The organism is Cryobacterium levicorallinum, assembly GCF_004402405.1.
In the GTDB taxonomy this organism is placed as follows: Bacteria; Actinomycetota; Actinomycetes; order Actinomycetales; family Microbacteriaceae; genus Cryobacterium; species Cryobacterium levicorallinum.
The window spans coordinates 161,042-173,659 of the sequence record NZ_SOFE01000011.1 but is presented as its reverse complement, the minus strand read 5'-3'; the positions used below and the strand labels follow the sequence as shown (position 1 = coordinate 173,659).

Here is a 12,618-nt window from a genome sequence, read left to right as displayed (position 1 = left end):
TGTACTTAGTAGACTCAACGGGTGTCAGTGAACCCAGAGTTGCAGGGGCGGGTCTTTCCGCCGGTCGCACCGTATCTTGTCGGCCGCGAAAAGGTGCGCGAATTCTCCCGCGCCGTGTTCGCGACCAACCCGATCAACCACGATCCCGAAGCGGCCCGCGCGGCCGGCCACGCCGACGTCGTCGCCCCGCCCACGTTCGCTGTGGTCCTGCAGGAGGCCACCCTGGCCCAGCTTTTGGCCGAACCGGATGGCGGCATCGACTTCACCCGGGTCGTGCACGGCGATCAGCGCTTCAGCTACACCCGACCGATCGTGGCCGGCGATGAGCTCACGGCGACCCTCGCGGTCACGAGCATCAAGTCGCTGGGCGGTCATTCGATGGTGACGGCCGAGTCCACCATCGTCGATGCGACCGGCGACCACGTTGTGACCGCCACCTCCACCCTCGTCGTCAGGGGAGACGAATGATCCCCGCCTCATCTATCAGGTCAGTGGCCGACCTCGAGGTCGGCAGCGTCGTCGCCGAGGCGAGTTTCTCGCTGACGCGCGATTCACTCGTGCATTACGCCGGGGCATCCGGCGATTTCAACCCCATTCATTACCGCGACGATGTGGCGCAATCGGTGGGTCTGGCGGGCGTGCTCGCCCACGGCATGCTCACCATGGGTCTGGCCGTGCAGCCCGTCGTCGACTGGGCTGGCGACCCGGCCCGCGTCGTCGATTATCAGGTGCGATTCACCCGTCCGGTCTTCGTTGACGCCACCGTCGGCGCCGTCGTGATGGTGGTCGCCAAGGTCGGCGCGCTCGATGTCGAGGCGAGTGTGGCCCGTATCGACCTGACCGTGACCTTTAACGGCGCGACCGTTCTCGGCAAGGCGCAGGCGCGCGTCAACCTGGCCTGAACCCATGATTGAACCCGTTGCCCTGAGCACGCTCACCACATTTCGTGTCGGCGGCCCGCCCGCAGCACGGGTGGCACCGGTCACCGAGCAGGACCTCATCAACGAAACCCTCGTTGTTTGGGGCATGGACGAAAACTGGCTGCTGCTCGGTGGCGGATCCAACACCGTCGTCGCCGACGACGGCTTCGACGGCATCGTCATTCACGTGGTGACCCGTGGCATCCAGGTGCTCGATGATTCCAGCGAAGCGGATGCCACTGGCGCCGGTCCCGCAGACCGCGTGCGGCTGCGCGTGCAGGCCGGCGAGCCCTGGGACGAGCTGGTCGCCTATGCCGTCCAGCACGGCTGGGCCGGTATTGAGGCGCTCTCCGGCATTCCCGGATCGTGTGGTGCCGCGCCGGTGCAGAACATCGGTGCCTACGGGCAGGAAATCTCGGACAGCCTCGTCGCGATTGACTTTCTCTCCTATGAAAGCGGCGAGGTCGAACGCCTCGAACGGGCCGAGCTCGGCCTCGGCTACCGCACCTCGGTGCTCAAACAGGGCTTGCGCGGAGTCGTCCTGGCGATCGAACTGGAGTTGCACGATACCGCCGCCGAGGCATCCGTTTTGGGCAGTACGCTCGGTCAGCCGCTGAAATATGCCCAACTCGCCGGTGCGCTCGGGGTGCAGCTCGGCGATCGCGTGCCGCTGCAGACCGTGCGCGACACGGTGCTGGCCCTGCGGGCCGGCAAAGGTATGGTGCTCGACCCGAGCGACCCCGACACGTACAGCGCCGGATCCTTTTTCACTAACCCGATCGTGACCGAGGCGATTGCGCGTTCCCTGCCCGCATCGGCGCCCCAGTGGCCGATGACGACGGAGCTGCCGGATCGAGTTATTCCCATTGAGGAATATATGGGTGTCGGGCCGATTCCCGGCGCGGAACCGGTACGCCTGGTCAAGCTCAGTGCTGCCTGGCTGATCGAGCAGTCCGGCGTTTCCCGCGGGTTCCGGCTGCCCGGGTCGAAGGCGGCCGTGTCGAGCAAACACACCCTCGCCTTGACGAACACGGGCGGCGCGACCGCCGAAGAGGTGGCCCAACTGGCCCGCTACGTGCTCGGCCGGGTGCAGGCCGAATTCGGCGTGAATCTGCAGCCTGAACCGGTTCTGGTCGGCCTGACGCTCTAGCTTCGAGTCGACCAGGGGCGGCCGCCCCTTCTTCCACCGAGCCGTGCGTTTGAGCCCATTCTGCGCGAAAAACGGGCTCAAACTCACGGCTGGGTGACGTGAACTCACGGCTCGGTGAGGTGAGGGCGCCTTACGCGGCCGGTCAGTCGGCGCGACGCGCTGCGGCCGCGATGCCGGCCACGACGAGGCCCAGCCCGACCGCGATCACGCCGCCGAGGAGCCACAGCGTGGGATCCGGCGGCACCGGAAGCAGGGTGAACACGACCATGTAAGTCGCGAACGCCAGCAGCAGAATGCCCCAGAGGATCGTGCCGAAGCGGGGGCGCAAGCGGGGAGCGGATGGTGTCTCCTCGCCAGCCGGCGCGGCCTGGTTCGGGCTGAAGAAGCTCGGCGTCGGGTCGGACTCCGGTGCGGGGCTGGCCGCGGCGGCGATCGGCGCGGTCGGGTTTGCTTCGGTGGCGGGCGCGTCGGCTGCCGGCGAATTTGCGGCGAAGACCTCGGTCGGTGCGTCAGAGTGGTCGGATCCGGAGTTCGCGGGAGAAAGTGGAGTGGTCATTGTGAGGTCCTAGTTGTTGGAGGAATCGAGCGTGACGACGCCGGCGATGGTCCAGATGCGCAGCAGCGGGCCGTCGCTGCGGCTGCTCGCGTTGAAGGTGCGCTGATCGGAGGCGAATACTCCGGTGCGCTCGCCGTTCTCCGCGTTCACCGCCCGACCCGAGTACTCCACGCCGCCGACCAGTGCGTGCGTTTCGACGCGCACCGGGGCATCCGTGGGGAGTTGAATATTGGTGACGCCGGCCACGAGCCAAACGTCGAAGATGCGATCCTCGTCGTCGAGCCCCGGGTTGTCGAAATCACTCAGGTCGAGCGTGGACTCCCCTGCAACCATGACGTAGCTCGTCGACGGGTCAACGGCGGCGTCATTGGCGATGAGCGGCCAGACGGTGTCGCTGATGGCGGCGAATTGGGTGCCCTGCGGAAACACGCCGAGCACGACCAAGGTGGCCGCGGCCAGAAAGGCGAACCCGCCCATGGCGCCGTCGGTGCGACCGCGGATTCCGGCGGTCACGATGCCGAGCGCGAGCACTCCGAGGGTGAAGGCAACGCCGAGCAAAATTGCATCCTGCGACCAGACGCCGGTCGAGTACACACCGGCGGCAACCGCGCCCGTGGCCAGGGCCAGGCCCAGCACGATGGCGCTGTAGCCGGCGCCGGGACGGCGGGCACGCACCCGGGCACGGTGTGCAGCCTGGCGGGCGCGGTTCTGTTCCTGCCAGTCCCGATTCTGCTGCGAGCGGATGTTTCGGGCCGAGTCCGATGCGTACGGGTTGGCCGGCGGATAGGTTGCACCGACCGGGGCTGCGCCGGTGACGAACGGGTTCTGGGTCGAAGTCGGCGTGGCCGCGAAGGCGACGGTCGGGGCGGTTGCCGTTGCGGTGCTCGGGGCGCTGCTCTGGTCGGTTTCGGTGGACGTGCTGGTCGCTGTCGGCGGCGGGGCCGGGGCATCCGTTTGCGCGCTGTAGCCGGTGCCGGACGGCGGTTTCGGATCGTAGACACTGCCCGGGCCGAACGGGCCGGCCGGGGGAGCGAACGGGCCGAACCCGGGGCCAGTACTGCCGGGTTTCCTGGCGCGGCGCACCAGATACACGATCAGCCAGACGATGCCGGTCAGAACGGCCAGGCCCCAGCCGAAGGAGAAGATGCCGTTGAGCCAGTCGGGGACGGCCCAGAATCCGGTCGGGCCGTTCCACCACAAGCCGCGGAACAGCGGCACGACCGTGACCAGGAGCAGCGCTCCGATGGCGATCATGGCGGGCTGGAAGCGGCCGCGGAGGGCCTCTTCGGCGTAGATGCGGCCGGCGCCGCGCGGCATGAGCGCCCAGCCCACTGCGTAGGCGAAAACGACGGGGCCGCCGAGGATGGCGATCACGACGGCGATGCCGCGCACAATCAGTGGGTCGAGCCCGGTGCGGGCGGCGATGCCACCGCAGACGCCGGCGATCCAGCGGTCGCCGTCACGGTTGAGTCCACTTCCGCGAATCCAGTCGAAGAATCGGGTGATTTGGTCGGGGTGAGGTGTTTGGGCCCTCGGTGCGTCGGTCATGATTCGAGTCTGGCAGCGCGCCCAAACCGCGGCCATGGGGGATGACCCTGATTGAACCCTGATTGATTCTGCGCGGGTTCCGTCGTGTCGGTGGGGCGTGCTTGGATAAACACGTGAGAACAGAACGGATGACTCGGCCCCGGCTGCGCCTCGTGGGCGGCGTGTGCGCGGGGTTCGCCGAGCACACAGGTTTTCCGGTGGTCACCGTTCGTTTGCTGACCGTGCTGCTGAGCCTCTGCGGCGGTTTCGGCGTTCTGCTCTATGCGTGGCTCTGGGGCACGGTTCCGTCGGGCGGGGTGGCCGCCGACCCGCTGCCCAAGTCGAGCCTAGCCCGCTCAAGTCGCGTCTCGTCGACGTCACCCCGCGGCCTGGCGCCCCTGGCCAGCTCCGCCGCGGTTCCCGGTGTCGTGTCGCCCTATGTTGTGTCGCCCTATGCTATTTCACCCGGTGCCGTGTCACCCGGCGGCTCCCGGTTCGCCAGTCCCGTTGCGCCCGCCGTTAAAACGGATGCCGACTCCGCGCGCGCCGCGCCCGTCACTGAAATCCTGCTCGGGCTCGCCCTGCTGGCCGCCGGCGGTGCCCTCGTAGCGAGCCGCCTCGGCGCCGACATTCCGCTCGCCGTGGTGGTTCCCGCGATTGTCGTACTCGCCGGAACCGCGCTGGCCTGGCGCCAGTTCGCTGACATTCGCAGTGGTGCGGCGCAGCAATCCTCGGCGTTGCTCGTGCGCATTCTCGGGGCGCTCGTGCTGGTCGCCGTCGGCATTCTGCTATTTTTCGTGACCGGCACCAACCCGAACGCGTGGACGGTTATTTTGGCGGCGGCATCCGTTTTGCTGGGAGTGGCAGTGGTCACCGCTCCGTGGCTGCTGCGCCTGTGGAGCGACCTCGCCGACGAACGCGCCGCGCGGGCGCGAGAGGCCGAGCGGGCCGACATTGCCGCGCACCTGCACGACTCCGTGCTGCAGACTCTCGCGCTCATTCAGCAGAAGGCTGGCCCGCACAGTGACGTCGCGCGGCTCGCTCGGGCTCAGGAACGCGAACTGCGCGAGTGGCTGTTCACCGGAACTCGTGGCGGCAGCGGCGAACCGGCGACCGATCTTGCCACCGCGCTGCGCCGCATCGCGGGCGAGATCGAAGAGGACTTCGCAGTGCATTTCGAGGTGGTGACGGTCGGAGTGGGTATGGGCGTGGGGTCGGCCGGCAGCTCCGACTCGCCGTCTGCCGACACCCGAGAAGCACTCGCCGCCGCCGCCCGTGAGGCCATGCTCAATGCGGCCCGGCATGCCGGCGGAGCGGTGTCGGTGTATCTCGAGACGGGCGCCCGGGGCGTTCAACTCAGCGTGACCGACCGCGGGCCAGGCTTTCGGGTTGACCAGATTTCCAAAGATCGGCTCGGCGTGCGCGAATCCATTCTCGGGCGGATGCGCCGGGCTGGTGGCAACGCCGCCGTGCGCCCGGGCCCCGGCGGCACCGGAACCGAGATTCTGCTGACCCTGCCCGCTGCGGCCGCCACGCAGGCGAATGATGAGCAGCACACCGAAACGAGCGTGCGATGACCAACCATGACCCGAGCCAAAGCGGCCCTGCGGCCACAATGCCGGCCGCGGCATCCGCTGGCCTGCCCGTACTCATCGTCGACGATCACTCCATCTTCCGTTCGGGGCTGCGCGCCGAGCTCGACGCGAACATCGTCGTGCTTGGTGAGGCGGCGACGGTCGACGCCGCGATCGCGGCCGTGATCGAACTTCAGCCGCGAGTCGTACTGCTCGACGTGCACCTGCCCGGCGGCCGCGGCGGGGGCGGCACCGAAGTCATTCGCGAGGCGGCGCCGCACGCCCCGCACACCCTGTTTCTGGCGCTCAGCGTGTCGGATGCCGCCGACGACGTGGTGAGCGTCATTCGGGCCGGTGCCCGCGGCTACATCACCAAGAGCGCCTCCGGGGCCGAGGTCTCCGAGGCCGCCCGCCGCGTCGCCGAGGGTGATGCCGTGTTCTCGCCGCGCCTGGCCGGGTTCGTGCTCGACGCCTTCGGCGCCGTCGCCGGCGAGACCGCCGAAACCACGGAGGAACTCGACCGGCTCTCCGCCCGCGAGACCGAGGTGATGCGCCTCATCGCCCGCGGCTACAGCTACAAAGAAGTCGCGAGCACCCTCTTCATCGCCGCCAAGACCGTGGAAACCCACGTGTCGGCGGTACTGCGCAAATTGCAACTGTCCAGCCGCCACGAACTGACCGCCTGGGCGCTCGCGCGCAAACTGCTTTAGCGCCCGGGCCTCAGGCCAGGCTCACGCGTCGCGTCGAATCCAACGAAACGTCACCCGGCTCAGCACAAGCCCCAGCACCAGCCAGACGCCGAGGGCGCCGGCCACCCAAGGCAAATCCCAGGTGCCGCTCTGCTCGGCAGCAGCGAAGCTTTCCGGAAGGAAGACAGAACGCATGCCCTGCGCCATCCATTTGAGCGGAAAAATGCTCGCCAGGTTCTGCATCCACTCGGGCAGCGTCGTGAACTGCAGGTAGACGCCCGAGATGAACTGCAGCACGAGCACTACGGGAGCCACAACGGCCGTGGCGCTGCGCCCCGACCGAGGCACCGCCGACAGCGCGATGCCGAGAAACGCGCTCGTGATCACGCCGAACACAAACACCCAGGCGAAGGTTGCCCACTTCTCCGGTTCGCTCGGCAGCGCGATATCGAGCACCAGCCGCGCCACGAGAAGTAGGAGGCCGGCCTGAAGAATTGCGGTGACGAACACCTGTCCGATCTTGCCGAGGAAATAGCTCAGTGGGGACAGCGGGGTGCCGCCCAGGCGTTTGAGGGTGCCGTCGCTTTTCTCGCCGGCGATATCGACGGCGAGGTTCTGCACACCGGAGAGAAGCATGCCGGCGGCGAGCATTCCCGGCAGGTAGTAGGCGCCCACGCTGACGCCGCCGGTACCGTCGGGATTGGCACCGATATTTCCGGAGGAGCTGAACGCGGCGGTGAAAATGCCAAGCATGATGAAGGGGAAAAAGAACGTGAACAACAGGGTGTCGGGGGAGCGAAAGTACAGGCGTGTTTCATAGCCGATGCGGGACAGGCCGAGCGCGAGCGTGCTCGGAGCTGTGTGCTGCGGGCGGGTGCTCATTATCGTGGCGCTCATGCTCGCACGTCCTTGTCGGTGAGCCGGCTTGGATCGGGCCGAGCCTCAGGGGCGGACGTGGCAGCTTCGTTCCCGGCGGCCGTCGCTTCGTGACCGCGCACGAGGGACAGGTACACGTCTTCGAGGCTTGGTCGGATCACCTCAAGACCTTCGAGTTCGGCGCCCTTGCCGCTGGCGACTCGGTCCGCCACGACCTGCGCCGGGCGGCTCGTGCGCTCCTCGCGCACCAATCCGTTGCCGTCACGCCAGCGCACGACCGGAACGCGGGCATCCGCTCCGCCGATTGTGTCGAGCGGGCCGATGTCGATGAGCCGGCCACCGACGATGATTCCGGCACGGTCGCCGAGTTGCGCGGCCTCGTCGAGGTAGTGGGTTGTCAGCAGGATGGTGGTGCCTTCCGCCTTGAGTCCGCGAATCAGGTTCCAAAACTGATGCCGGGCCTCGGGGTCGAAGCCTGTGGTCGGTTCGTCGAGAAACAGCAGCTCGGGGCGTCCGATAATGCCGAGGGCGACATCCACTCGGCGGCGCTGCCCGCCGGAAAGCTTGCTGATGCGGGTTTTCGCCTTCTCGCGCAGACCCGCCGCGTCGATGACCTCGTCGACGTCGCGGGGATGGGGATAGAACCCGGCGAAGTGGCGCAGCTGCTCGGTCACGGTCGCATTGCCGCTCTCGTTGCTGGTCTGCAGCACAATGCCGATGCGGGCCTTCCAATCCAAGCCGCCGTGGTGCGGATCAATGCCAAGCACGCTCACCTCACCGCCGGAACGATCACGGTAGCCCTCGAGAATCTCGATCGTCGTGCTCTTGCCGGCGCCATTCGGGCCGAGCAGGGCGAAGGTTTCCCCGGCCTCGATCGAGAAGCTCACGCCGCGCACGGCCTCGACACTGCCATACGATTTCTGCAGGTCGCGCACCTGCACGACCGGGGGTGTGGCTGTCATGGATTCATGATCTCACTTCCGCGCCCCCGTACCTCCTCCGATGGTTGTCTCCCTCATCCATCAGTCGACGGATGCCGTACTAGGCGAACAGCCGCTGCAGGCGCTGGATTCCCTCGAGGAGGGCATCGTCGCCGAGCGCGTAGGACATGCGCAGGAACCCGCTCGGTCCGAAGGCCTCACCGGGAACGACCGCCACCTCGGCCTGATCGAGGATGAGGTCGGCCAGTTCGAGCGAGGACGTCGGTGTAGCTCCGCCCCACGAGCGGCCGAGCAGGCCGGTGACGTCGGGGTAGACGTAGAAGGCGCCCTGCGGGGTGGGGGTAACCACACCGGGGATCTTGTTCAGCTCGGCGACGATGAGCTTGCGGCGGCGATCGAAGGCAACGCGCATACCCTCAGCGGCCTCCTGGGGGCCGTTCAGCGCAGCGATGCCGGCGCGCTGCGAGATGTTCGACACGTTCGAGGAGAGATGCGACTGCAGGTTCGCCGCGGCCTTGATAGCGTCAGCGGGGCCAACCATCCAGCCCAGGCGCCAGCCGGTCATGGCGTAGGTCTTGGCGACCCCGTTAACCAGAATGGTGCGGTCGGCCAAGGCCGGAACAGCTTCGACGATCGAGACGGCACGCACGCCGTCATAGGTGAGGTTCTGGTAGATCTCGTCGGAGATGACCCAGAGCCCGTTGTCCTCGGCCCACTGACCGATGGCTCGGGTTTGCTCCGGGGAGTAGACCGCGCCGGTGGGGTTCGACGGTGAGACGAACAACAGCACCTTGCTGCGCGGGGTGCGCGCGGCCTCAAGCTGTTCGACGGTCACCAGGTAGCCCTGGTCGCTGCCGGCGAATACGTCGATCTGCACGCCACCGGCCAGGCGGATGGCCTCGGGGTAGGTGGTCCAGTACGGAGTCGGCACAATGACCTCGTCGCCCGGATCGAGCAGGGTGGCGAAGGCCTGATAGACGGCCTGCTTGCCTCCGTTGGTCACCACGACCTGGCTCGGCGATACCGCGAGTCCGCTGTCGCGCAGAGTTTTGGCGGCAATGGCCTCGCGCAAATCGGGCAGTCCGGCTGCCGGGGTGTAGCGGTAGTTCTTCGGGTCACGCACGGCGACCAAAGCGGCCTCGACGATGTGCTCGGGCGTCAGAAAGTCGGGTTCCCCCGCCGCGAAGCTGATCACCGGCCGTCCGGCCGCCTGTAACGCCTTGGCCTTGCCGTCGACCTTGAGGGTCGCCGACTCCGCGATCGAGCCGATGCGGGTAGAAATTCGCTTGAGTTCGTGAGCCACACGTTGAGTTTAGCTATCCCCTCCCGGGAGTCGGTCAGTGGGAGCACTCTTGGTCGGCCGATCCGCTCCTTCTGAGGTCCTGACGGGGCCGCGGTGCTGCTCGACCGTCGTTTCGGCGGGGCGGCGTGTGGCCTCGTAGCGAGATCTCTCGCCGAGCTAGCTAGAGTGAGAAAATGCTTACGCGCCTGGTTCAAATCTCCCGACCGGTGCTGTGGGTGAACACCATCGGCACGACCGTCATCGGAATGTGGCTCCTCGGCGATTTATGGCGCTGGGACGTGCTGCCCCTCCTACTCTGGGTGACCCTGCCGTTCAACCTGCTGATCTACGGCGTGAACGACATCTTCGACCAAGAAACGGATGCCCAGAACGCCCGCAAGGGTGGACACGAGGGTGCTCGAATCCTCGGCTCGGAGACCCGCCCGATCGTGCTCGGCGTCCTCCTGACCAACGTGCCCTTCCTAGTCTTTTTTCTGGTCACGCTGCCGCCTGCAGCGCTGGCCTGGATCGCGGCGTACTCGGTCATCTTCGTCTTCTACTCGATGCCCCCGCTGCGCTTCAAAGCTCGGCGCTACTTGGATTCGCTGAGTAACGCCGCGTATGCCTTTCCGCTGGTGTTCGTGCCGCTCGCCGTCGGTGAGCAGCCGATCTGGTCGGCGGCGATCGGGCTGATGGCCTGGAGCGTCGCCAAACACACCTACGACGCGGTGCAGGACATCGACGAGGACCGCGCTGCGCGTATTCACACCACTGCGGTGCATCTCGGCGCGCGCGGCGCCACGGTGTGGAGCGCCATCTGGTGGGCGCTGTCCACCGTCGGTTTCGCCCTCATCAACTGGCCGGTAGCGCTGGTGAACGCGCTCATCGCCGGCTGGCTGGTGTGGTCGTTGGGGCGTGACCCAACACCCGTCACGGCGCACAGACTTTATCGGTACTCAATCATCTTCCCCTACGTTGCTGGTTCCGTCGCCGGAGCCCAGGTCGTGGCCGCCATTCTGTTAGGAACGTATCCATGAAGCGATCCCGCATGCCATCGACTCCCCGGCGCATCGTCGTGCTCGGTGCCGGCATTGGTGGATTGACCGCCGCCGCTCTGCTGGCCCGCGCCGGGCACTCGGTGACCGTGCTGGAAGGATCCGACTGGATCGGAGGAAAGAGCCGACGCCTAGAGATCGACGGGCAGCGCGTGGATACCGGGCCGGCTCTGGTCACCTTCCCCCCGGTGTGGGAGGAATTGCTTGCCCGTTACGACGCCATCGGCGCCCGGCGGTCCGCTCCCGCCGAGGCCGCGGCGGTCGCCGCGCTGACCCTGAAGAAACTGCCCGAAGTCGGTCGGTATTTCTATGCCGGTGACAGCGTCACCCTGCCGGTGCCGCCGGGGCATCCGTGGCATGCGGCCTGGACCCGGTTCGAACGCGAGCACGGTGGGTTGGGACCCGAAGTCACGAGCATGCTCACCGCCGACCCAGCCAGCCCGGCGTCGCTCCCGGCCGTGCGCCGGGTATTCCGCCTCTACGGCAGACGGCTGACCACACGGGGCTTTCTCGATGGCTTGACCTGGATGCCCGACGGACTGCGTGAGGTCATCGCCATCCACACCCTCAACGCGGGCGTCTCGCCCCGGCAGACCCTCGCGCTGTATGCGAGCATGCCGGCCATCATGGCCACCGATGGCGTCTGGGTCCCCGAAGGCGGAGTCAATGAGCTTCCGCTGGCGCTGCATCGGCTGGCACTCCACGCGGGCGCACAGGTGCACACGGGCGAGCCCGTCACGGCTGTGCGCAACGGACTCGTGTCGACGACTTCGGCGACCTACCCGGCAGACGTGATCGTGAGCGGGCTTGACCGGGGCGTGCTCGACGAGCTCCTTGGACGGCCGAAAGCGCGACCGCGGTCGCTGTCCTGCTCCGGAGTGGCCGTCTACGCGTCACTCGCAGCGCCGCTGCCCGCAGGGACGGCCACCCATTCTGTGGTGCTGCCCGACGACCCGGCCGCGCTGCACCGCAGCCTGGACGCCGGCGTCGCTCCAGAGCAGACCATGGCGTTCCTGAACTATTACCGCCCGAACGAGATCTATCCCAACGATCGGCCGACGGTAGCCGTGCTCCTCACCGCGCCTGCCGACGGCCGACACTACGATCTCGACACTCCCTGGGTCGCCGACGAGATGGCCCGGGTCAGCTCCGCAGTGGGACTGGACCGGCCCATCACCGAGCTGTTCCGAGACCACGTCGTGCTCGACCCGCGCTACTTCGCCGGCTGGGGCTCCGCGGGGGGTGCGCTGTATGGCGCGACCAATCCACTTTGGCAGAGCGGCCCATTCCACCGACCCGGGTATACCAGCCGGGCGCACCCGTGGCTCTGGCGGGTGGGCGCCTCGGTACACCCCGGTGGCGGCATCCCGGCCGTGCTCGGGGGAGCCATGACCGCGATGCACAAGCTGATCGGCCGGCTGGACGGTCACTGACCCGTCGCCGGCCGCAATCCCGCCGACCGCGAGAGTGTGCCAAGCTAGCACTGAAACAAGGATCGTACTTCGGCGCGAACTCGTCTCAGCTTTACAGTGGCCGGTCCGTGACCTAGACTGGTTCAAGGTAGTTGAATTCTGCCATGCTTTTCTGCGCCTTTTTCTGAGTGGTAAATCGCCGGAGAACGTAGAACTGCAGGGTGAATTTACTTCCATAGGGTGGTGGCTCAATTGGTAGAGCAGCGGTCTCCAAAACCGCAGGTTGCAGGTTCGAGTCCTGTCCGCCCTGCACATCGGTGGTTAGTCCGCCGACCATGAGAGGTGTAAACAGGTGGCCCGAAAAGTTGTCGACGAACCCGGTGAGGAAATCGTCGCGAACGCACGAATGGCACGCGAGTCAAGTCGCGGACCTTTCGCTCGGCTGTCCCTGTTTATCAAGCAGGTCTTTGCAGAACTGCGCAAGGTGGTCACTCCGACTCGTAAAGAGCTGCTGAGCTACACCGGCGTCGTGCTCGTCTTCGTTGTCATCATGATGGGCATCGTGTCGCTCCTGGACTGGGTGTTCGGCCTCGCCGTTCTCTACGTCTTCGGAACGCCGGGATAACTCCCGCCACC

At 67.0% G+C, this 12,618-nt stretch carries 13 protein-coding genes and 1 tRNA gene; 9 read left to right on the top strand and 5 right to left on the bottom strand.

The window, feature by feature from the left end; all coding sequences use genetic code 11:
- Positions 1-21 precede the first annotated feature (21 nt).
- From E3O11_RS06180 to E3O11_RS06170, 3 genes are read left to right on the top strand one after another with little or no spacing between them, the layout of a single operon-like run.
- The gene (locus E3O11_RS06180) at positions 22-468 is read left to right on the top strand and encodes an FAS1-like dehydratase domain-containing protein (RefSeq protein WP_092448395.1); all 447 of its coding nucleotides are present in this window, start codon (positions 22-24) and stop codon (positions 466-468) included.
- The gene (locus tag E3O11_RS06175) at positions 465-902 is read left to right on the top strand and encodes a MaoC family dehydratase (protein WP_092448394.1); all 438 of its coding nucleotides are present in this window, start codon (positions 465-467) and stop codon (positions 900-902) included. Before E3O11_RS06180 ends, E3O11_RS06175 begins: the two co-directional genes overlap by 4 nt.
- A gap of 4 nt (positions 903-906) precedes the next feature.
- Positions 907-2,070: a UDP-N-acetylmuramate dehydrogenase gene (locus E3O11_RS06170; protein ID WP_092448393.1), complete on the top strand. Its 1,164-nt coding sequence runs from the start codon at positions 907-909 to the stop codon at positions 2,068-2,070.
- Between the two features lie 142 nt (positions 2,071-2,212).
- Here the strand turns inward: E3O11_RS06170 and E3O11_RS06165 are convergent, their stop codons facing one another.
- Positions 2,213-2,626 carry a hypothetical protein gene (locus E3O11_RS06165; protein WP_092448392.1) on the bottom strand — a complete coding sequence of 138 codons (414 nt, stop codon included), beginning with the start codon at positions 2,624-2,626 and terminating at the stop codon, positions 2,213-2,215.
- Positions 2,627-2,635: 9 nt separating this feature from the next.
- Positions 2,636-4,174, bottom strand: a complete 1,539-nt coding sequence (locus E3O11_RS06160; RefSeq protein WP_166787507.1) for a PspC domain-containing protein — start codon at positions 4,172-4,174, stop codon at positions 2,636-2,638.
- A 113-nt stretch (positions 4,175-4,287) separates the two neighbouring features.
- Here E3O11_RS06160 and E3O11_RS06155 point away from each other — a divergent pair, with 113 nt between their 5' ends.
- A complete protein-coding gene (locus E3O11_RS06155; protein ID WP_092448390.1) occupies positions 4,288-5,730 on the top strand; it encodes an ATP-binding protein in 1,443 nt (480 codons plus the stop codon).
- Positions 5,731-5,768: 38 nt separating this feature from the next.
- A complete protein-coding gene (locus E3O11_RS06150; protein WP_092448474.1) occupies positions 5,769-6,437 on the top strand; it encodes a LuxR C-terminal-related transcriptional regulator in 669 nt (222 codons plus the stop codon).
- A 21-nt stretch (positions 6,438-6,458) separates the two neighbouring features.
- Here the strand turns inward: E3O11_RS06150 and E3O11_RS06145 are convergent, their stop codons facing one another.
- The 3 genes from E3O11_RS06145 to E3O11_RS06135 all read right to left on the bottom strand — a co-directional run bounded on the left by E3O11_RS06145 (position 6,459) and on the right by E3O11_RS06135 (position 9,536).
- Complete coding sequence (locus E3O11_RS06145) at positions 6,459-7,313, bottom strand: ABC transporter permease (protein ID WP_092448389.1); 855 nt, start codon at positions 7,311-7,313, stop codon at positions 6,459-6,461.
- Positions 7,310-8,254, bottom strand: coding sequence for an ABC transporter ATP-binding protein (locus E3O11_RS06140; protein WP_092448388.1), 945 nt, complete (start codon positions 8,252-8,254; stop codon positions 7,310-7,312). Before E3O11_RS06140 ends, E3O11_RS06145 begins: the two co-directional genes overlap by 4 nt.
- 79 nt (positions 8,255-8,333) lie before the next feature.
- Complete coding sequence (locus E3O11_RS06135) at positions 8,334-9,536, bottom strand: pyridoxal phosphate-dependent aminotransferase (RefSeq protein ID WP_092448387.1); 1,203 nt, start codon at positions 9,534-9,536, stop codon at positions 8,334-8,336.
- 173 nt (positions 9,537-9,709) lie between these two features.
- On the opposite strand from E3O11_RS06135, the gene E3O11_RS06130 reads away from it, so the two are divergent.
- From E3O11_RS06130 to secE, 4 genes are all read left to right on the top strand, one after another.
- The gene (locus E3O11_RS06130) at positions 9,710-10,552 is read left to right on the top strand and encodes a UbiA family prenyltransferase (RefSeq protein ID WP_092448386.1); all 843 of its coding nucleotides are present in this window, start codon (positions 9,710-9,712) and stop codon (positions 10,550-10,552) included.
- A complete protein-coding gene (locus E3O11_RS06125) occupies positions 10,549-12,003 on the top strand; it encodes a phytoene desaturase family protein (RefSeq protein WP_241994665.1) in 1,455 nt (484 codons plus the stop codon). The genes E3O11_RS06130 and E3O11_RS06125 overlap by 4 nt, the downstream gene beginning before the upstream one ends.
- Positions 12,004-12,219: 216 nt before the next feature.
- A tRNA-Trp gene (locus E3O11_RS06120) sits at positions 12,220-12,292 on the top strand.
- 42 nt (positions 12,293-12,334) lie between these two features.
- A complete protein-coding gene (gene secE, locus E3O11_RS06115; RefSeq protein WP_092448385.1) occupies positions 12,335-12,607 on the top strand; it encodes a preprotein translocase subunit SecE in 273 nt (90 codons plus the stop codon).
- Positions 12,608-12,618 lie beyond the last annotated feature (11 nt).